This is a genomic window from Tenggerimyces flavus, from assembly GCF_016907715.1.
GTDB lineage: Bacteria > Actinomycetota > Actinomycetes > Propionibacteriales > Actinopolymorphaceae > Tenggerimyces > Tenggerimyces flavus.
In genome coordinates, this window is the sequence record NZ_JAFBCM010000001.1 from 5,665,982 (window position 1) to 5,685,963 (window position 19,982).

Annotated in this window: 18 protein-coding genes and 1 riboswitch; of the genes, 8 read left to right on the forward strand and 10 right to left on the reverse strand. The window is 69.7% G+C overall.

Translation table 11 applies throughout. The features are described 5' to 3' along the window. Positions 1-4: 4 nt before the first annotated feature. From JOD67_RS26515 to JOD67_RS26530, 4 genes are all read left to right on the forward strand, one after another. Positions 5-385: a polyketide cyclase / dehydrase and lipid transport gene (locus JOD67_RS26515; RefSeq protein WP_205120417.1), complete on the forward strand. Its 381-nt coding sequence runs from the start codon at positions 5-7 to the stop codon at positions 383-385. Between the two features lie 86 nt (positions 386-471). Beyond that, the gene (locus JOD67_RS26520) at positions 472-1,857 is read left to right on the forward strand and encodes a purine-cytosine permease family protein (protein ID WP_205120418.1); all 1,386 of its coding nucleotides are present in this window, start codon (positions 472-474) and stop codon (positions 1,855-1,857) included. After that, entirely contained in the window at positions 1,844-2,293 is a 450-nt protein-coding gene (locus tag JOD67_RS26525) for a nucleoside deaminase (protein WP_205120419.1), read from the forward strand. Before JOD67_RS26520 ends, JOD67_RS26525 begins: the two co-directional genes overlap by 14 nt. After that, positions 2,293-3,183 carry a nucleoside hydrolase gene (locus JOD67_RS26530; RefSeq protein WP_239554062.1) on the forward strand — a complete coding sequence of 297 codons (891 nt, stop codon included), beginning with the start codon at positions 2,293-2,295 and terminating at the stop codon, positions 3,181-3,183. Before JOD67_RS26525 ends, JOD67_RS26530 begins: the two co-directional genes overlap by 1 nt. Positions 3,184-3,193: 10 nt before the next feature. Here the strand turns inward: JOD67_RS26530 and JOD67_RS26535 are convergent, their stop codons facing one another. From JOD67_RS26535 to JOD67_RS26560, 6 genes are all read right to left on the reverse strand, one after another. Continuing rightward, positions 3,194-4,564 (reverse strand): gluzincin family metallopeptidase, encoded by a 1,371-nt coding sequence (locus tag JOD67_RS26535; RefSeq protein WP_205120420.1) that lies wholly within the window; start codon positions 4,562-4,564, stop codon positions 3,194-3,196. Between the two features lie 95 nt (positions 4,565-4,659). Further along, positions 4,660-5,640: a C40 family peptidase gene (locus JOD67_RS26540; RefSeq protein ID WP_307782562.1), complete on the reverse strand. Its 981-nt coding sequence runs from the start codon at positions 5,638-5,640 to the stop codon at positions 4,660-4,662. A gap of 101 nt (positions 5,641-5,741) precedes the next feature. Next, positions 5,742-5,902: riboswitch (cyclic di-AMP (ydaO/yuaA leader) on the reverse strand. 284 nt (positions 5,903-6,186) lie between these two features. Continuing rightward, a complete protein-coding gene (locus tag JOD67_RS26545; protein ID WP_205120421.1) occupies positions 6,187-6,423 on the reverse strand; it encodes a hypothetical protein in 237 nt (78 codons plus the stop codon). A 1,038-nt stretch (positions 6,424-7,461) separates the two neighbouring features. Beyond that, entirely contained in the window at positions 7,462-8,766 is a 1,305-nt protein-coding gene (locus JOD67_RS42080) for an NYN domain-containing protein (RefSeq protein WP_205120422.1), read from the reverse strand. Continuing rightward, a complete protein-coding gene (locus tag JOD67_RS26555; RefSeq protein ID WP_205120423.1) occupies positions 8,763-9,023 on the reverse strand; it encodes a hypothetical protein in 261 nt (86 codons plus the stop codon). The genes JOD67_RS42080 and JOD67_RS26555 overlap by 4 nt, the downstream gene beginning before the upstream one ends. 96 nt (positions 9,024-9,119) lie before the next feature. After that, the gene (locus JOD67_RS26560; RefSeq protein ID WP_205120424.1) at positions 9,120-12,377 is read right to left on the reverse strand and encodes a GH116 family glycosyl hydrolase; all 3,258 of its coding nucleotides are present in this window, start codon (positions 12,375-12,377) and stop codon (positions 9,120-9,122) included. A gap of 418 nt (positions 12,378-12,795) precedes the next feature. Here JOD67_RS26560 and JOD67_RS26565 point away from each other — a divergent pair, with 418 nt between their 5' ends. Then, positions 12,796-13,797, forward strand: coding sequence for a Gfo/Idh/MocA family protein (locus tag JOD67_RS26565; RefSeq protein ID WP_205120425.1), 1,002 nt, complete (start codon positions 12,796-12,798; stop codon positions 13,795-13,797). Here JOD67_RS26565 and JOD67_RS26570 read toward each other — a convergent pair. Next, a complete protein-coding gene (locus JOD67_RS26570; protein ID WP_205120426.1) occupies positions 13,794-14,552 on the reverse strand; it encodes an SDR family NAD(P)-dependent oxidoreductase in 759 nt (252 codons plus the stop codon). The two genes, JOD67_RS26565 and JOD67_RS26570, sit on opposite strands and share 4 nt — an antisense overlap. Before the next feature lie 105 nt (positions 14,553-14,657). Between JOD67_RS26570 and JOD67_RS26575 the strand changes: the two genes are divergently transcribed. Beyond that, positions 14,658-16,475 carry a DEDD exonuclease domain-containing protein gene (locus tag JOD67_RS26575; RefSeq protein WP_205120427.1) on the forward strand — a complete coding sequence of 606 codons (1,818 nt, stop codon included), beginning with the start codon at positions 14,658-14,660 and terminating at the stop codon, positions 16,473-16,475. Positions 16,476-16,488: 13 nt separating this feature from the next. Then, on the forward strand, positions 16,489-17,292 hold the full coding sequence (locus JOD67_RS42085; RefSeq protein ID WP_205120428.1) for a rhomboid family intramembrane serine protease: 804 nt from the start codon (positions 16,489-16,491) through the stop codon (positions 17,290-17,292). On the opposite strand, the gene JOD67_RS26585 is transcribed toward JOD67_RS42085, so the two are convergent. Next, complete coding sequence (locus JOD67_RS26585; RefSeq protein ID WP_239554064.1) at positions 17,289-18,029, reverse strand: NPP1 family protein; 741 nt, start codon at positions 18,027-18,029, stop codon at positions 17,289-17,291. The two genes, JOD67_RS42085 and JOD67_RS26585, sit on opposite strands and share 4 nt — an antisense overlap. A 118-nt stretch (positions 18,030-18,147) precedes the next feature. Between JOD67_RS26585 and JOD67_RS26590 the strand changes: the two genes are divergently transcribed. Next, positions 18,148-18,429, forward strand: a complete 282-nt coding sequence (locus tag JOD67_RS26590) for an Lrp/AsnC family transcriptional regulator (protein ID WP_205120430.1) — start codon at positions 18,148-18,150, stop codon at positions 18,427-18,429. A 3-nt stretch (positions 18,430-18,432) separates the two neighbouring features. Here the strand turns inward: JOD67_RS26590 and JOD67_RS26595 are convergent, their stop codons facing one another. Together JOD67_RS26595 and JOD67_RS26600 are read right to left on the reverse strand one after the other, a co-directional pair. Continuing rightward, positions 18,433-19,518: a DUF2510 domain-containing protein gene (locus tag JOD67_RS26595; protein ID WP_205120431.1), complete on the reverse strand. Its 1,086-nt coding sequence runs from the start codon at positions 19,516-19,518 to the stop codon at positions 18,433-18,435. 34 nt (positions 19,519-19,552) lie between these two features. Then, positions 19,553-19,981 carry an SRPBCC family protein gene (locus tag JOD67_RS26600; protein ID WP_205120432.1) on the reverse strand — a complete coding sequence of 143 codons (429 nt, stop codon included), beginning with the start codon at positions 19,979-19,981 and terminating at the stop codon, positions 19,553-19,555. Position 19,982: the final 1 nt, after the last annotated feature.

The following is a 19,982-nucleotide window of genomic DNA, read 5'->3' on the forward strand; positions in this document are numbered from 1 at the left end:
GCCGATGACCGCCCTCGACCTCGCCGACGACACGTTCGTGGTCGCGCCGCCGAAGGTGCTCGCGAAACGCCTTGGTGAGCAGGCGTTCTGGCGCAAGTGTTGGCCGCAAGTCAGCCTTGACAGCTACCAGGACCGAGGCCTCGAGGGCAGGCGCTGGTACGTCAACGGCGAGGTCACCGGCTCCGCCGAGCTGTGGCTGGAACCGTACGGCGACGGCACCGTCGTGCACCTGTTCCTACGCGCCGATCCCGCACCGGACAAGGCGAAACCGCGTACGGTCGACAAGCTCCGCAAGCGCTATACGATCGCGCTCAAAGACGCCGTGGTCGGCCTCAAGCTCGAACTCGAGGCCGGGCGCCCACCCGGCGTGGGGCGGAAGGGCTAGCGCGGGAGTGCCGCACGGCCGGGACTGGCCGGCGCGGCACCTCGAACGATCGCTCCTTCGAAACACGATCCAGCTACGCTCCGATCGTGGGCACCGGAATCGCGACAGAGGCGGACGAACAGGCACTACGTCCGATCCCCGAGTCCGAACGTACGTCGAACGCGGCCGCGCAGTTCTGGATCTGGGCCGGCGCCAACATCGCGCCGATCAACTGGGTGCTGGGCGCGCTCGGCATCAAGCTCGGCCTCAGCGTGATGGACACGATCCTCGTGCTGGTGATCGGCAACCTGATCGGCATGGCCCTGTTCGGCACGTTCGTCCTCATGGGCCAGCGCACCGGCGTGAGCCAGATGGTCCTCGCCCGCAGTGCGTTCGGCCGGGTCGGCGCCCACCTGCCGACGGTCCTGCAGGGCGTGATCGCCGCCGGCTGGTGCGCGATCAACACCTGGATCGTGCTGGACCTGCTGCTCGCGCTGTTCGGCGAGCTCGGCATCACCGGCGGGATCGCGCTGAAGCTCGGCCTGGTCGTGCTGATCATGGGCCTGCAGGTGCTGATCGCGGCGACCGGGTTCAAGGCGATCGCGAAGTTCGAGAAGTGGACCGTCCCGATCACGCTGCTCGTGCTGGTGGCGATGAGCGTGATCGCGTGGACCCGCCTCGACGTGCAGTGGTCGCTCCCCGGCACGGTCACCGGGTCCGAGCGGATCGCGATGATGAGTGCGGTGATGACCGCGATCGGGATCGGCTGGGGCATCACCTGGTTCGCGTACGCCTCGGACTACTCGCGCTTCGTTCCGCGTTCGGTGCCCGCCGGCAAGGTGTACGCGGCGAGCGTGCTCGGCCAGTTCATTCCGGTCGTGTGGCTCGGCGTTCTCGGCGCGTCGCTCGCGACCGTGAGCGCGACGGCAGATCCCGGGGCTCTGATCGTCAACGCCTATGGAGGATTGGCGATCCCGGTGATCCTGCTGGTCATCCACGGCCCGATCGCGACGAACATCCTGAACGTCTACTCGTGTGCGCTCTGCGCGCAGACGATCGGCTGGCGGATCGACCGCCGCAACCTCTCCGTGCTCGTCGGCGCGTTCGCCGCGCTGTTCACGGTCTACCTGGTGTTCCAGGGCGACTTCGCGAAACAGCTCGACGCGTGGCTCGCCGGGCTCGTCACCTGGGTCGCGCCGTGGGCGGGCGTGATGCTCATGCACTACTACGTGGTTCGGCGGCGCGAGATCGACGTGGAGTCTCTGTTCGACGACACGGGGACGCGGTTACCCCGGTACGGGTGGCCGGCGCTGATCGCGTTCGTCGTCGGCATCGTGGCGACCTGGTCCTTCGAGTTCGGCCTGGTCGGGCCGCTGCAGGGACCGATCGCGCGGGCGCTGGGCGGGATCGACCTGTCCTGGCTGGCCGGGCTGCTCGTCGCCGGGCTCTTGTACCTGCTGCTGAATCGGGTGATGCCGAATGAGCGACGCTGACTTCCTTTCCGCGGCCATTGCCGAGGCGCGGCTCGGGCTGTCCGAGGGCGGCGTGCCGATCGGTGCCGCCCTGGTCGTCTCCGGTGCTGTGGTGGCGACGGGGCGCAACCGGCGGGTGCAGCTCGGCAGCGCGATCCGGCACGGCGAGACGGACTGCCTGGAGAACGCGGGACGGCTGCCGGGCTCGACGTACGCGCGGGCCACGATGTACACGACGCTCTCGCCGTGCCACATGTGCTCCGGCGCGATCCTGCTCTACAAGATCCCGCGCGTGGTGCTGGGCGAGAACGCCACGTTCCTCGGCGCCGAGGAACTGCTGCGGGCGAACGGCGTCGAGGTGGTCAACCTCGACTCCGCCGAATGCAAGGCGCTGATGGACGCGTTCATCGCCGCCCACCCCGAAGTGTGGAACGAGGACATCGGCGAGGAGCCCTGATGAACGTGTCCAGGCCGACCCAGCGCCGGGTGATCATCAACTCGGATGCGAAGAACGAGGCCGACGACCAGTTCGCGATCGTGCACGGGCTGCTGTCGCCGACGTTCGACATCCGTGGGTTGATCGCCGCGCACTTCGGCACCAGACGGAGCGACCGCAGCATGCTCGAGTCGCGGGCGGAGCTCGACCTCCTGCTGGGGTTCCTCGGCCTGACCGGCAAGGTCGTCGTGGCGAACGGTGCCGCCGCGGGCATCCCCGACGAGCAGACCCCGGCGGACTCCCCCGGCGCGCGGCTGATCATCGAGGAGTCCAAGCTCGCCTCGGCTAACGATCCGCTGTACGTGGCGTTCCTCGGTCCGCTCACCGACATGGCCGCCGCGATCCTGCTCGACCCCGAGATCGTGCACCGCGACGTCGTCGTGATCTGGATCGGCGGGCGCGGCTATCGCGGCTTCGACCACGAGCCCAAGGTCGAGTTCAACCTGTCCAACGACATCGCCGCCGCGAACGTCGTCTTCGATTCCGGCATCACGATCTGGCAGGTGCCGAGCGACGTCTTCACGAAGGTCTCGGTGAGCTACGCCGAGCTGGACGACAGGATCGGCGGCACGAGCCCGCTGGCCGACTACCTCATCCAGCAGCTGCGCGAGTGGAACGCCCGGTGGCACGGGACACCGATCGAGTCCCGTTCACTCGGCGACTCCCCCGTCATCGCCCTGATGCTCTATCCACCCAGCGGCTCGTTCCGGGTCCGTCCCGCGCCGCGCTTCGGACTCGACGGTGCCTACCTGCCGGGGTCGAACCATCCGATCAGGGTGTGCGAGGACCTGGACACCCGGTTCCTGCTCGAGGACATGTTCGCCAAGCTCCGCGCGTTCGGCCGCCGCTAGTTGCCCGGACTCAGTTGCCGGCCTTCTCCTCCACGTACGCCCGCCAGCCCTTGAGGAAGGCGGCCGGAGTGGTGTCGAGCACCGTGCGGTACGCGGCCGTCCGAGCGGCCTCGGAGCTGGCGTCGTTCATCGCTCGGTAGAACGCGACCAGCTTCTGCTCGTTCCAATGGGCCGCGAGGTACTTGCAGGCCAGCCAGGCGGCCTCGTACGCCTCGTCCAGGCCGTCGGAGCTCGGGTCGAAGTCCTCCGTGCTCGGCAGCGCCTTGGGGGCACCGTTCTCGCGAACGTCGCGGAGCACCTCCTGCGCGACCACCGCTGTGGACAGGCCGGCGTCGCGGAAGCCGACGTAGTCCGCGAAGCCCTCGGACAGCCAGATCGGCATCCCCGTCACCGTCGCGTGCGTCGCGACGTGGGTGATCTCGTGCGTCAGCACCACCAGCCGGCCGAGGTCGCCGACGTTGTCGAACGTGCTGGGGTTGACGACGATGTGGCTGGCAAGCTCGGGATGGGACCGTCCGACCGACGTCGTCACGGCGGCGACGGCGCTCTGGCTGCCCGCGTCGGTGCCGACGGTGCGTTCCATCTGGCCCTGGTTCTTCGGGACGACGACCACGACGTACTGGGCCCAGAACTCGCCCCACACGTTCGTCACGCGCGGCACCGCGCGGTCGGCGGCGGTGACGTACGGGCGCAGCCGGCTCTTCGACCCGGTGCCGAACACGAGGCTGCGCTTGCCGCGCAGCACGTTGATCTCGGCCTCGAGCCAGATCGGCTTGCTCCGCTTGGTCTCCTCGCCCTCACGGTCGCCGGCGAGGTAGAGCACGCCGTCGCGTTCGACGAAGACGAGGCGCTGCTCGTACCGCCACGGCTCGGGATCGCTGCCCTTGAACGTGACCTCGACCTCGACGTCGGCGACCCACGCGGTGTCGCCGAGCTGCTTGCGGCGGGCGTGCGCCAGTGCGCCGACGTCCTCCTGGAGCTGGCCGAAGGTGTAGGCGGCGACGTCGAGCTTGGCGAGGTTGTCGTACGTACGCTCCGCCGTCTGCGCGAACGCCGCCCCCTCGGGGTCGATCGTCGCGAGGTAGGCGGCCTTGGTCTCGCTCGTCACCGCGGCGGCCTGGCGGGTCAGCAGCTCCTCGGCCTGCTCGACGCGGGTGGGGCGCGGCGCGCCAGCGCGGGAGCTGGTGGTGGGCTCCGGCGTGGGCGTGGTCGGGGTGACGCGGACGGGCGGTCGGTCTTCGGCGACGTAACCGCGTGCGTTCGCCGCGGACGGAACCGGCCCACCGCGCGCGGTGAAGAACCCGGCCACGACGGCGGCCACGACGAGCATGGCGACCGCGAGCAGGAACCGCACCAGGACGGTCGGGCTCGACGGACGCACGGAAGGCATCGTACGGAACGTGCGCCGACATGCCGAACGGCCCCGGTACCCGCGAGTAGCGGGCCGGGGCCGTTCGTTGAGGCTGGTGCTCGGGCTCAGCCCGGGCGGCCGTAGCCGTTGACCGGCATGTAGGACATCTTGATGTATGTCACGCTCTTGCCCGGGCGCGGTGCGTGCAGCACCATCCCGTTGCCGGCGTAGAGGCCCACGTGGCTGCGGCGACCGTAGAAGAACACCAGGTCGCCGACCTGCAGCTCGGACTTGGAGATCTTCGTCGACACCGCGTACTGGCTGCGGGAGGAGTGCGGCAGGTTGACGCCCGCGGCCTCCCAGGCCTTCAACGTGAGGCCGGAGCAGTCGACGCCGCTCATGCTCTCGCCACCGAAGACGTACGGAACGCCGATGTACCGCTTGGCCTCGGCGAACGCGATCGCGTTGCGACCGGAGCCCGGGGGCGGCGCCGGCGGGTCCTCGTCGGGTGCGGGGTCGCCCGGGTTGTCGCGGTCCTTGTCGCGGCTGGGGCGGCGCTCGCGCTCCTCGCGCTCTTCACGCTGCTTCTCGAGGCGCTCGCGCTCGTCGGCGGTCAGCTGCTTGAGCACGGCCTTCGATGCGGCCAGCCGGTCGTCGGCTTCCTTCATCTTGGCCGCGGCGCCCTCTTCCGCCTCCTTGAAGCGGCTGAGCTCCGCCCGCACGAGCGACTGGCGCTCGACGAGCCGCTTCTGCTCCACCTTCAGCTGGGTGAGCGTGTCACCCTGCTGGCCGGCGAAGGCCTGAGCGGTGGTCATGTGGGCGAGGAAGTCGTCGGGGTTCTTGGCGAGCAACAGCTGGACGGTCGTGTCCATGCCGCCAGTGCGGTAGTCGGCCGCGGCGAGCTGCCCGATGTGCCGGCGCAGCGCGGCGACCTTCTGCTGCTGACGCTTGGTGTCCGCCTTGAGCTTGTCCAACCGGCGACCGCTGGATTCCTTCTTGTCGGTCAGCTCGTTGGAGAGTTCCGCGGACTCCTCGGCCTTGTGCTCGAGCTCCTCGACCTGCTTGCGCACGTCTTCGAGCTTCTTCTGCGGGTCGGCGTACCCCACAGAGCCTGGGATGAGAACGGTGGCCGCGAGAAGTGCGGAACCAAAGGCAAGCAACGCACCTTTGGTGCGATGAGTCCGGCCAATTGGCACGGGAGGTGGTTCCTTCCTTCCTCAGACGCCTACCGGGTGAGCTGACGGGTTCGGGCCGGGAAGTTTGCCCTACGTCACCGTCGCGGTCTGACTTCTCCGCGCCGGCTCCGATTCACCCCAAGTGCGTGGTTCCCCGGTTCTCTAGCCGGATGGCTTCCGGCCTTCGACTCAGCGAGGTACCTGCGTCGGCCCTACGGCCGACCGTGGAACAAGTACCTGGCGGGGGACTCTAGTGACCATTTCGTGATCCTTCAAATCCCCGTTGGCGTGTTGTGTCGTTCTGGGGAAGAAAACCGTCCATCACGTTCCGTGTCAAGTTGGCTACGCAGTGTCAGATAACGTGTCGCGCCGTCCCGCGATGCGGGTTCTGCTTCCTCCTGGCGGGACGCCTCTTGGACTGGCGTTGCGCAGGTCAGAGCCTGGTCGATCACGCTCCGCAACTGTCTTTGGGGCTCGTTAGGCGCCGCGCCTGAGGGCGGGCTTTTGGCTCACCTGGGCGGGCACGCGAGGCCGAATCTCGATGCTGGCATGGCGCAACGGCGGCACCAGGCCGGAATCGGCCAACACCTGCAAAGCCGCCCTGTCGGCATCGTCGAGGTCGAGCTCACTCGGCGGGGCGCCCAGCAGGACGGCGACCACACAGTCGCCGCACGCGAGGCCCCGGACCTCGCAGCTGTCACAGTCGATCCGCATCTTCCACTCCATCCGGTCTGCGCCCTGCCAAGGGGGAAGTAGGCGGCTGGGCGATCCGCTCCGCACGTTAGACGGGCCCACCGACAACCCCTTGACAACGCCCGCGGCGACCTGCTTCGGCCCGTGGCTGGGGTGCGGGGATGGTGGCCAAGTCGGGGAGGGTGGCCAGGCCGCGGTGGGCGGGCCGACATGGGCGGGCCGACATGGGCGGGCCGACATGGGCGGGCCGACATGGGCGGGCCGACATGGGCGGGCCGACATGGGCGGGCCGACATGGGCGGGCCGACATGGGCGGGCCGACATGGGCGGGCCGACATGGGCGGGCCGACATGGGCGGGCCGACATGGGCGGGCCGACATGGGCGGGCCGACATGGGCGGGCCGACATGGGCGGGCCGACATGGGCGGGCCGACATGGGCGGGCCGACATGGGCGGGCCGACATGGGCGGGCCGACATGGGCGGGCCGACATGGGCGGGCCGACATGGGCGGGCCGACATGGGCGGGCCGACATGGGCGGGCCGACATGGGCGGGCCGACATGGGCGGGCCGACATGGGCGGGCCGACATGGGCGGGCCGACATGGGCGAAGGGCTGGCGGGGTCGCATGCCTGCGACGTGACCGGCATGGCGCGTCGGCGTCGAGGAGATGTTGGCGGCGCCGCTGAACGGGATGACTCCCCGAATGGGAGCGGGAACTGCCAGCGGGCAAATGGCCTGCGAGGGCAGAGAAGAATGAGCGTGGAGACTTTTGGTCGCTATAGCGACCAAAAGTCTCCACGTTCATGGGGAGGTGGCAGGCGGTCGCTGTTGGGTAAGTCGGTGGTGTTGGCGGATGGGCACCGATGCCGCTTTACCTGGCGAGTGGGTGCTCTACGCGGGGTGTATCCCACGTAGAGCGGCAAATGATCATGTAAACATGATCATTTGCCGCCACCCGGGAGCCACCGGAGAGCCCATCCAGGAGCTCCTGGGGCGGCCTGCTCGTCAGGCACGCCGAGACGCCACTGCGTCGCTTCAGCGAGGTTCGTCACAGGCGCTAGTGGCTGAGGGCGCGCACGAGGGCTGTGGCGGCGACGGGGCGGGCTCCGGCGCGGCGGACGCCGTCCGCTACTTCGCGGTCGCTCGACACCACCACCACGGGGCGGCCGGGCGGCTCGGCAGCCACCAGGCGGCGGATCACCTCGTCCGCCGTCACGCCGGCGGGGCTGAAGCGCACCCGGACGCCGCGGGGCACCGCCACCGCGGGCGTCACGTCGAGCTTCGCCCCGTCGAACACGCAGGTGATCTCCGCCCCCGTACGCCCCGCCAGACCGCCCAGTCCCGTCACCAACCGGGACCGCTGCGTCTCCAGCGTCAGCGTCGGCCAGGCCGTCTTCGTGACGTTGTAGCCATCGACCACCAGATGCACCTGCGGCAGCCCCAACAACGTCTCCAGCGACGCCGCGTCCTCCGGCCCAGCAGCCGCCGCGCCGGACGACGCCGGCGAATGGGCGGCCACCGTGTCCGCCGGGCGTGTCGTGACCGGCGGGAGTGCCAGTTCGCGCCGCAAACCCTGGGCCGCGTCCACGAGCGTGTCCATCAGCAGCCGCAGCCGCGCGGACGCCACGTCCCGCCCCTCGCGCGCCGACCGGCGTGCCGTCTCGAGCGACGACTCAACGTCGGTCAGGCGGGAACGGATCCGCCGCAGCTCGGAGTCGGCCCGCGCCGAGTCCGACGTGGCCTGGTCACGGATCTCCGCCGCCAGTTCCGCCTGCTTCGCGGCTTCCTTCTCCGCCAAGGAAGCCCGATCCCGCGCCTGCTTCAACGTCTTGCGCAGCGTCGCGTTCTCCTCCTTGAGCGAAGCCAGCTCGCCTCGCAGCCGGTCCCGGTCCGCCCGCGCCTCCGTTCGCGCCGCCGACACCTGCTCGCGCAGCCGCGCCACGGTCTCCGCCTCAGCGCCGCTCGTCTGAGCCAAAGCCTCGCGTTCGAGATGGTCCGCGACGTCGTCGACGATCTTCGCCCAACCCACTGGCCGCAGCAGGAAGGCCGCGGCGGCCACGTCCAACGGGTCGGCGGCGGGCGGTGCCTGGCCGTGGCCGACGGCTTCGGCGAGGTCGGGTACGGCGGAACGGATCCGCTCGGACACCCGCTGCCGGAACACGATGTCGCTCTCCAGAGCCGCCGCCAGCGGCGTCGCCGCCAATCGGGCCCGCCGCCCGGGGGCAAAACGCGCGAAGGGTCGCAGAGTCGACGGCACCTCGTCCGCGGCCAGCTCGCCGAGCGTGTCCGAGGCGAGCGCGACCACTCGTTGCCGTACCGGCTCCGGTAGCGGCCCCTTGAGCGCCTCGGGGGTTTCGGTCACCTGCGGTCAGACTCCTCCACGACGGCCGCGTCCGGTCGGGGAACGAGGACCACCGAGTTCACCGAGCCACACCAACGACACCGCACCTGCTCGATCGACCCGGCGAGCTGCTCGGTCTCTTCCACACTGGTATCTCCCCCGAGATCGACATGCCAGAACTCCCGCGTCCGGGCGGACCGAATCACGTCGAAGCGCGTGAGATTGCCGCACGTGGTGCAGCGCCACCGGGTGGTGGCGGACGGTACGGGCACGACCACGGCACGCTCCTCTCGACCTGCTGCGAGGGTAACGACCGGGCGGCCAATAAGCCCGTGGATACCGCCGCGACGAGCCAGAAGGGCGTGGTGTAGAGGTCAGCGCACGTCCAGCATGACCTCCAAGGCCTGCCCGGCCGTCAGAGTCACCGGCGCCGTCAGCTTCACCACGACCTGGGTGCCGTCCACCGCAAGATCGGCGACGCCGACCGACTTGCCCGCCAGCCGAACGGTCGCTTTCTTCGCCGGACGGGCGGTCTCGAACGCGAGCTCGGTCAGCCGCAGCCGCCCGTACCGCAGCTCCAGCCGCCCCGTCTGTGTAGTCGGCACCCGCCGCTGCGAGTACGAGCCCCAGCCCTCCGCGACCGTGAAGGCCGCCCGGAACGCCTCCGGCGTGAGCTTGGGCGCGAACCCCAGCCGCCCGCGCGGCCCGTGGTACGAGTAGCCGCACACCGCCAGGTACACCGCGTGGCTCATCATCGCCCGCGCGTAGTGGTCGCTGCACTCGATCTCGTTGTACGGGTTGCGCAATGCCGCGTCGTACCGCTCGTACACCGCCCGCGTCAGCGCCAGCCCCTCCGCCACCAGGCCTTCATGGATCAGGTGCGCGGCGACCTGGTACTCCTGCCCGGTCCACACCTCGTTGAAGTAGCCGACCAGCACCGGATCGCCCGCGCCGGACGCCTCGTCGTCACCGCCGTACGGCCAGGTGCACATCAGCAGCCCGGCCTCGCCCTGCACCGCGAACCACCGGCCCGTATGGATGTCGATGCTCTCTCGATAGCCCTCGTGGTCGGACTGGAAGTTGTTCCGGTAGATCGTGCTGAGCGCCGAGCTCGTCTTGTCCGCCGGGAAGATCCGCGGCAGGTCGAGCTGCCGCGCGTACAGCTCGCCGAAGAGCTGGTCGGCGAAGCAGCCGCGGTTGGAGTTCGTCGCGGACGCGTGAGCGGGATCGATGAGCTGCTCGAAGTAGCCGTACTGGGAGTTCCACAGCTTCTGCGAGATCAGCGCCGAGCCCTTCTCGGCCAACGCGGTGTAGCGCGCGGCGTCGGCAGCGTCGCCGTACTCCCCCGCCATCGCCGCCCCGGCGCGCAGCGCGGCGACGTACAGCCCACCCAGCCAGGGAATCTCGCCGTACCAGTCCTGGTCGAGCGTGTTGTGCTGGCGGCCCTCCACGATGCCGTCCGGCGTGCCGCCGTCGGGCGTCGCGTCGTCGCGAACGAGCAGCTCGAGCGCCTTCTTCGCGCGCGGCCACACGCTGCGAAGGAACGAGTCGTCCGGCGACATCAGGTGCTCGCGGTACGTACGCAGCAGGATGCCCGCCTGCCCGTCGTGCGCCACCGCGCCGGGCCAGAACTCGCCGCGGAACCCGACCGCGCCGTTCTCGTCCAGTGCCACGCCGAGGTCCTGCAGGTCGCGAACAGTGCGCTCCAGCTCGGGGAACAGGCGCGAGACCGACTGCGCGTAGTTCCACACGTGCGTGCAGGTGCCGACGCAGCAGTACTCCCCTTCCTCGCCGTAGAAACGGCCGTCGGAGAAGCGGAAGACGGTCGTCGTCGCGAGCGTCGAGGCGGGCGCGAACGTACGTTCCAGGAACCAGTGCGGCAACGTCGAGTCGTCGTACCAGGTCTTCACCCAGCTGCGCGTCGCCTTGTCCAGCTGGCCGAGTCGGCTGCCGATCTCGGCGACGACGGCGCGCGCGGCCGGGAAGCGCGTGGAGTAGTGGTTGCGGGCCGGCTGCGGGCCCTTGATCCAGTGGTAGAGCGCCTCGCGGAGCCTCGGGTAGTACCAGCTCACGACGAAGCGCACCGTGGTCTGCTGGCCCGGCGCGAGCCGTGCTTTCACGCGGACGGCGCCGGTCTGCGTGCGTTCGGACGCGTCGACGTCCGTGGGTGCGGCGGCGGAGTCGAAGATGTCGTCGAGCGTGCCGGCCTTGGCGAGCGACGGGTGCGTGGTGGCGCGAGAATCCAACGCCGCAAGGGCAAACGTGCCGTGGTCGTGCAGCTCGTCGAGCGGCCGTACGTCGGGCTTGTCGGTGAACACGATGTAGTCGCAGTTCACGTGACCCCAGCCGCCGGTGTGCGCGTCGACGAGCTCGAGGTGCGCGGTCTTGCCCTCGTACTTGTGCACGTCGAGCACGCGCGTCGCGAGCGGTTCGGCGTCCGCACCAGCGGCGCTGGCGACGACCTCGCCGTCGACGACGACGTTCACGCAGGTCTGGCCGGCCCAGTGCCCGCCGCCGACGCCGGCGGTGATGTAGCGGCGTTCGACCGTGAACGGGCGGCTGATCAGCTTGCCGACCAGCGAGTCGGCGAAGCCTGCGTCGCCCGCCCAGAACGCGTGCGACGTGACGAACCTGGTGCCGTGCACGTGCAGGTCGCCGAACCGCTTGAAGTAGTCCGGCACCTCGTCCTTCGTGACCGGCCGCGTGCCGAACGCGTCGCCCTCGACCGTCCAGCCCTCATGGGTGTCGCGTTCGAAGTCCTCGAACACGATCTCGGGACGGGGATCGCCGCCGATCTCACCCGGTTTGGTGGTGAACTCGACACCGCGCGCGGTGCCGTTCTGGAACGTGCCGGCACGCAGGATCGTGGGCTGCTCGTTGCGCGACTCGAGGCTGATCGGGTTCTCGCTCCAGCCCGCGAGCGCGATGTCGATCGGCGCGGTGCTGGTGTTCTTGACCGTGTAGGCGAGGACGGTCGCCGGGTAGGAGGAGTCGTCGGCCTTGGTCGGGGCGAACGGTGAGTACGCGTCGAGGCTGACCTCGACGTCTGCCTCCTTGTAGGTGACGTTCGCCAGCGGGTACGGGCCGCGGAACGTGATGTCGTCGAAGCCGTCCTTGTCGAGCGACCTGGTCTTCGTGCCGTCCGTTGTGGTCGTTCGCAGCGCGAAGCCGTGCTTGAACGGGGACTGCTGCTGGAACGGTGTCCGGTAGGCGCCGCCCTCGAAGAACGAGGCGGTGACGTTCACCGGTGTGAAGACGTCCCAGAGCCAGAGCTTGCCGTCGCCGCCGAGGTAGAGGCGGCCGGCGGCGACTCCGCCGACGGGCATGCCGATGTACTTCAGGTCTTCGCCTGTGTACGTGGTCGGGGTGCCGCGCGCGGCGAGCTGCTTGAACTGCGTTGGCGTGGGCGGCTCGGTGGGCGTGAACTCCTGGAGCTGCTTCTCGTCGATGCCGAGCGCGTGTGCCGCGGTGGCGCGGACGGTGAGGTACGCGCCGGCGCCACCAAGGGCGGACAGCGCGAGGAACGCGCGTCTTGCGACGTCGCTGGTGGACGGACTGCAGCTGCCGCCCGGGCAGCAGTCGACCCCGTGCCCGTGGGTACCCGTGCGGTCGTGCTCCAGATGCTGGGTCATGCGCGGCCCTCTCCCGTAACGTGGCTGCCGGCTGCTCTGACGCGGGAGCAATCGATTTCTACCGAAGCTAACGCCGCACGTTCGACCGGTCAATGCCGCCGTCCGGTCCACGCCACCCCGTGAGCGTGCCTGGTCGGTTGGGGTCGGGGGCACCCTGGTCCCATAGGTTCGGACGAGGGTGCCCCCGACCCAACCAGTCCTCGCCACCAGCGCCAGCACCACCGGCCACCTCGACACCCCGGCCACGTTTCGAATCAGGGACGCCCTCTATCGAATAGATCGCTACAGGGACGCCCTCATTCGAAACGGTCCCGCCAGCCCCGTGATCATGTACGTGATCATGAAGACCAACTGGCGTATACGGCTGGTATGGCTTCATGATCACGTACATGATCACGGCGAGGGAGGATGGGACGTCATGCCGCGAGTGGGGATTGTCGGAGCTGGGATTCGTGGCCGGCTGTTCGCCCAGGCGTTGGCCGGCGTGCAAGGCGTCGAGGTCGTGGGGCTGGCGGACTCGTCCGAACGCGTCGCCCGTGAGGCGAGGGAGGCGACCGGGCTCACGGTCCACCCGAGCCACGACGAGCTGCTGAACGAAAGCCCCGACGCGGTGATCGTCGCGACCCCCGACTTCGCCCACAAGGACGCGGCCGTCGCGGCGGCCAACGCGGGGTGCGCGCTGTTGTTGGAGAAGCCGGTCGCGACGAGCCTGGCTGACGCGTACGCCATCCGCGACGCCGTACGAGCAACGGGCGTGCGCTGCATGGTCGGCTTCGAAAATCGGTGGAACCCGCACCTCGTCCGCGTCGGTGAAGCCGTCCACAAAGGCGAGCTCGGCGCGGTCACCTCGCAGAACTACACGTTGTCGAACACGTACTTCGTGCCCACAAAGATGCTCTCCTGGGCCGCGAAGTCCTCCCCCGCCTGGTTCCTGATGCCGCACACGACAGACCTCGCGATCTGGCTCGCCGGATCAAGGCCGGCGAGCGTCTACGCGAGCGGCTCGCGCGGCCTGCTCCAAGAGCGCGGCGTCGACACCTGGGACGTCGTCCACGCCCTGATCACGTTCGAGAACGGCTCGACCGCCAATCTCACCTCGGCGTGGATCCTGCCGGAGTCGATGGACGGGATCGTCGACTTCACGTTCCAGGTGATCGGATCGAACGGTTCGGTACGCGGCGACCTCGGCCACCAGGGGTTGGTGCTGGCGACCGACCAGCAGCGCTCGCTGTGGCCGGTCGGCGGCACCGTTCCCGGCGAGCTGATCGGCGCGCCGGTGTGGATGGCGCGGCACTTCGTTCGGCAGCTCGAGACCGGCGCCGACCTGAGCCCGTCCCTCGACGAAGGTGTCCTGGTGACCGAGGTGATCTGCGCGATCGAACGGTCGCTCGCCTCCGGAAAAGTGGAGACGCCCGGCTAGTTGACGATCGCGCCGGCGGTCATGTTGATCGTCGACGCGGTGACCGTACGCGCCTTGTCCGAAGCCGCGAACGCCGCGATCGCGGCGACGTCGGACAGCTCCGCCGCGCGGCCGGTCATCGTCGCCTCGTGCAGCGACTCCTTGATCTCAGCGGCACCCTCGAACGCGTCCGGCAACGTCTCCGGAAGGCCGCCCGTGGTGATGCCGACGACACGTACGCCGTGCTTGCCGAGCTCGGCCGCGAGCTGCCGGCGCATGGTCTCGGCGGCGCCGAGGCCGACCACGAAGCCGCCGATGTGGTAGTCCCGCAGGGGATCCCCGAGTCCGCCGAACGTCAGGATCACGCCCGACCGCTGCCGGATCATGTGCGGAGCCGCGGCCTTCGCTGTCGTGAACAGCGAGCGGACCTGGTTGTGCACAGGTCGCTCGAAGTCCCGCAGCGACATCTCCACGATCGGCGTTCCCTGCACGTCGCCCACCGACACCAGGGAGAACGAGACGTCGACGGTCCCGAAGCGCGACGCCACCTCGTCCGCATGCAAGCGCACCGCGGACTCGTCTAGGGCGTCCACCTCGGCGACCTCCGCGAGGCCACCGGCGGCCGTGATGCGCGAAGCCACCGGCTCGACGGTCGACAACCGCCGTCCGACGAGATGCACGCGCGCCCCCTCGCGCGCGAACTCCTCCGACACCGCCGCACCGATGGCACCGCCGGCTCCGTAGATGATCGCGTTCTTGTTCGTCAGCAAGGTCATGTCCTCACGTAACCATTGACAAGATTTCTTGTCAAGCGTCCGAGTAAGGCATCGACGGCGCGCCGTCCAAGGCATTGTCGGTGGGCGCCTCTAGCGTCTTGGGACATGACGGCGCACGCACTTCCCGCTCCGAGCGCTCCGAGCGCACCCGGTGCCGGTTACGTGCAGGCCGCCTTCGACGAGCTCGGCACGCCCCTGCGCGACGTGACGTTCTGCGTCGTCGACCTCGAGACCACCGGCGGCAGTCACGCCAGCGAGTCGATCACCGAAGTCGGCGCGGTGAAGGTACGTGCCGGCGAGTGGCTCGGCGAGTTCCAGACACTCGTCAACCCGGGCACGGTCATCCCCCCGTTCATCGCCGTGCTCACCGGCATCACCGACGGCATGGTCGCGAGCGCGCCGAACATCAAGGCCGTGCTGCCCGCGTTCCTCGAGTTCGCGGAGGGCTGCGTGATCGTCGCCCACAACGCGCCGTTCGACGTCGGGTTCCTGCGTACGGCGGCGCTGCAGCACGGCTACCACTGGCCGAGCTTCCACGTCGTCGACACCGCCCTGCTCGCCCGCCGAGTCCTCACCAGGGACGACGCCCCCAACTGCAAGCTCTCCACGCTCGCCACCGTCTTCCACACTCGCGTCAAGCCCGTCCACCGCGCCCTCGCCGACGCGCAAGCCACCGTTGACGTGCTGCACGGACTACTCGAACGCCTTGGCCCGTTGGGCGTTCAGACCCTCGAAGAGCTCGCGACGTTCACCAGCCGGGTCTCCCCACAGCAACGACGCAAGCGCCACCTCGCCGAGAAGCTGCCGCATGCGCCCGGTGTCTACATCTTCAGCGACGACCGCGGCCGCACCCTGTACGTCGGCAAGTCCAAAGACCTGCGCACGCGGGTCCGCACGTACTTCACCGCGTCCGAGACTCGCTCGCGGATGGGCGAGATGGTCGGCCTCGCCACCCAGGTCAAGGCGATCGAGTGCACGACGCCGCTCGAGGCCGAGGTCCGCGAGCTGCGCCTCATCGCCGCGACCAAGCCACGGTACAACCGGCGCTCGCGGTTCCCCGAGCGCGTCACCTGGGTCAAACTGACCGTCGAGCCGTTCCCCCGCGTGTCGCTGGTCAAGGAGGTACGCCGCGACGACGCCACGTACCTCGGCCCGTTCGGCTCACGCAAGGTCGCAGAGAAGGCGGTCGCCGCGCTGCACGAGGCGTTCCCGATCCGCCAGTGCACGCAGAAGCTCGGCCGCATTCCCAAGCAGGGCGCCAACGCGTGCGTGCTGTACGAGCTCGGCCGCTGCGACGCGCCGTGCGTCGGCGCGATCGACACCGAGGCGTACGCCGAGCACGTCGCGCAGGCCAAGGCGGCGATCGAGAACGACCCGCAACCCGTGGTTGACGCGATGGTCAAGCGGATCCGTTCGTACGCAGCGCTCGAGCGGTACGAGGAGGCCAGCCGGCATCGCGACCGGATGGCCGCGTTCGTCCGCGCGACTGCCCGTACGCAACGCATCGCGGCCCTCGCCCGCTGCCCGCAGATCCTCGCCGCGAAGCGCTCGGACGAGGGCGGCTGGGAGCTGCACCTGGTCCGGTACGGGCGGCTCGCCGGCGCCGCGGTCTCCCCCGCCGGCGCTCATCCGCAGCCGACGATCGACCTGCTGCTCACCGACGCCGAGGTGGTCGAGCCGCCTCCTCCGCCGACGCCCGCGGCCACCGCCGAGGAGACCGAACGCATCCTCGCCTGGCTCGAGCAGCCGGGCATCCGGCTCGTCGAGGTCGAGGGCGAGTGGACCTGCCCGACGTCCGGAGCGCAGGGGCAGTCGTCGTGGCTGGACTCGACGTTGAAGGCACAGGAAGGCGCCGTATCCTCCGAGGATCGCCGGGGCCTGCGGCCGATCCACCAGCCCGTGCGAGCACAGCCCCAACCGTAGGGAGGGAGCCGCCGTGGTCATCCCGGTGCACGACGCGAACCCGACCCGACGTCCCGGGTACGTCACGTACGCGCTGATCGCGATCAACATCGTCGTGTTCCTGATCTCGCCGATCGGACTCGCGACGCTCAACGGCACCACGGTCGCCGAGGAGTGCGGGATCCAGCGGTTCTTCTACGAGTGGGCTGCGATCCCCGCCGAGCTGACGACGAACGAGTCGCTCGACCGCGCGGTGGGCGGCCCGGTGCGTACCCAGGACGGGCAGATCGGCTGCGCGCTCGTCCAGCCGGACTACACCAAGATCCCCGCCCTGTCGGCGCTCACCGCGATGTTCCTGCACGGTGGATGGCTACACCTGATCGGCAACCTGCTGTTCCTGTGGGTGTTCGGCAACAACGTCGAGGACCGGCTCGGGCGACTCGGCTATCTGGTCTTCTACCTGGTCTGCGGGTTCATCGCCACGTACGCCTACGCGTTCGCCTTCGCGGGGTCGACGACGACACTGGTCGGCGCTTCGGGCGCGATCGCCGGCGTGCTCGGCGCGTACCTGGTGATGTATCCGCGGGCGAAGGTCACCAGCCTGGTGCCGTTCCTGTTCTTCATCCCGATCCGGCTGCCGGCATGGATCGTGCTCGGCGGCTGGTTCCTGCTGCAGTGGTTCTACACGACCGGCATGACCATGGCCGACGGCGCCGGCGTGGCGTATATGGCGCACGTCGCCGGCTTCGTCGCCGGCCTGGCGGGCGCGTTCCTGTTCGGCCGGCGGCAACCTCCGCCGCCACCGCCGGCTCCCCAGTGGCGCTACCGCCCCTACTAGCCGTTGGGGTCGAACGGGATCGCGGCCGGCTTCGCCTTGGCCAGATGGGACTCGAAGCGGCCGTCCGGCAGGCCGAAGACCGCGTCGCCGAAGCTGGCCGAGGACAGCGCGTCGCGGATCCCGGGCGGGTAGCCGTTCCAGCCCACGAGGTCCGGGAACTGCCACGTGTGTTTATGATTCTCCGGCGGTTCGTCGTTGGCGTTCGCCGCGCGGAACGCGTGCGTGCTCACGCCGTCCTTGTGGTAGACGACCTTGGGATGGGTGCCGTCCCAGCGGATCGCGGAACGGTCGTGGATGGCGAAGTTGCCGTGCTCGGAGGTGGAGACGTACTTCGCCTCGTTGTCCTGGACCCACACGACGACGTGCTCCCAGTCGTGCCGGTGGCCGGCGACGATCGGGCCGACGCCGGCCTGGTCCTTCTCGAAGTAGAGGCCGTAGATGATCGCGCACCAGCCGTTGTTGCACTTGTAGCGCGCGTACCCGTTGGTGTTGTCGAGGTCCCACGAGTCGCGGCACTGCCCGTTCGGCGCGCCGCCGAGGTCGAGGCCGGGCGCGAGCGTGCCGTTCGGGCCGATCGCCGGCGTGGGGTAACAGCCGTCGGTGTCGTAGTCGAACGCGGGTTGGAAGGTCTGCTCGAGCCCGTCGGCGGTGGCCGGCAACGCGCCCGGCGGGTCGGCGAGGGCGACGGTCGGGAAGGCGAGAACGAGAGCGGCGACGATGACGCGGATCGCGGTCATGGCTTCTCCATATTCGGCGGACATGCCGGACATGAACGAATGCGTCCGCAAGTCTCGCGGCGCGCGCGACCCGGGGGCAAGCCCCTGTCCATCGGGAAGTCCGGCTAGGGTCGGCCGCATGATCACTGCGATCGTTTTCGTCACCGCGGACGTGGCCCGCATCCCCGAGGTCGCCGAGGAGATCGCTGCCCTCCAGGGCGTCAGCGAGGTCTACTCGGTCACCGGCGACATCGACCTGATCGCGCTCGTCCGCGTCCGCGAGCACGACGAGATCGCCGAGGTCGTCGCCGACCAGCTGAACAAGGTCGACGGCGTGCTCGCGACCGAGACGCACATCGCGTTCCGGGCGTACTCCCAGCACGACCTGGAGAGCGCGTTCAGCATCGGCCAGCCTGAGTAGGGCTTACTCCTCGACCCGGAGCGAGTTGCGGGCCTTCGTGACCGTCGCCGCTTCCCCCGGGTGCGTGTCCGGCAGCGACGCGAGGAACACCCCGCCTGCCTCGGTCAGGCCCAGGTCGACGACCACGATCGTGACGTCCTCGCTCTTGGCCTTGAGGTTCTCGATCGTGTAGCTGAACCGTTCCTTGAGTTCGTACGCGTCGTGGCCGTCGACCTTCACCGCCTTGGCCGAGAGCTGCTTGCGGTCGACCGGGAACTCGCCGAAGTTCGTGTCCGCGAACCAGGCCGCCGCCCGCTTCGCCGTTCCGGCCAGGTCGTCATCGTCGTACCAGCCGGGCTGGCTGTAGCCAGCGCTGATCAGCGCGACCCAGTCCTGCTCGCCCCGGTAGTTGTTCTCGGTCACGAAGTTCTGCGCCGTGCCGAACGGCAGGGCTTCGCCGGCGAGGGGGTTGTCGAACCACTTGCCGCCCGGCGCGGTGTAGGTGACGCGCGGCTGGTCCGGCGCCTGCTCGGTCGGGTCCGGCGAGGGCTGGCCCTCGCCCGGCGGCTCGACCGTCGGCTGGTCGGAAGGGTCGGACGGGTCGGGCTCCCCCTGCGGCGGCGGGTCGGAGTCGGGCGACTCGTTCTCGCCGGCCTGCGGCGGGGACGGCGCCGCGGACGGGGTCCGCTCGCCGGAACTGGTCAGGATGAAGTAGCCGCCGGCACCGAGCAGCGCGACGCAAACCACCGCGATCGCGGCAATCACCGCCTTGCGCTTGTTCGGCGCCGCGTTCGGCGCGACCTCGACGACGTCGGGCAGCGGGCCGCGTTGCTGAACGGCCCAGGGCGGCGGCGGAACGTACCCGGGCCCGGGCGCTCCCGGCGGCGGCGGGACCGACGGCTGCGGCGGTTGCGGCTGCGTGGGCTGTTGCTGGGTTGGCTCTTCCTGCTGCGCCGGCTGGGCAGGTGGCCGGACGGGCGCGGCCGACGTGGGCGGCGGGGCGTCGGCGGTGGTGGTCAGTCCGGTCGTCCATTGGCTGCCGTCCCACCAGCGGTACGCGTCGGGCAGCCCCGACGGATCGCGGTACCAGCCAGCAGGCGTCTGCGTCATGGCGCTCAGGCTAAACCGGATGCCTGAACGGGGGCTAAGAGTTCGCTTGGAGTTCGGTCACCAGCGCGTCGAGCCAGCTGCCCGTCCCCTGCTCGCGCCAGGTGGGGTGCTCCTGGCCGTCGAGGTACGTGCCCTGCTCGGTGAGGACGAGCTTGGTGCCGCTCTCGGCCTTCTCGAACTGCACGGTGGTCAGCGACAGCGTGGTGATCCGGTCGGCGGCGTACATCGTGCCGGAGTAGACGATGCGTTCGTCGGCGGTGATGTCGGCGTACGTCGCCTCGAACCGCAGGCCGTCCTTGGCGACCCGCTCCTGGCCGCCGACGCGGAAGTCCAGCGCGTGCTCGGCGCCGGGTCCGGCGAACCAGCGCGCCTTCGACACCGGGTCGGCCCACGCGGCGAACACCCTGGGCGGCGGGGCCGGGTAGGTGCGCTCCAGCGTGAACGTCGAGTGCAGCACGGTCATC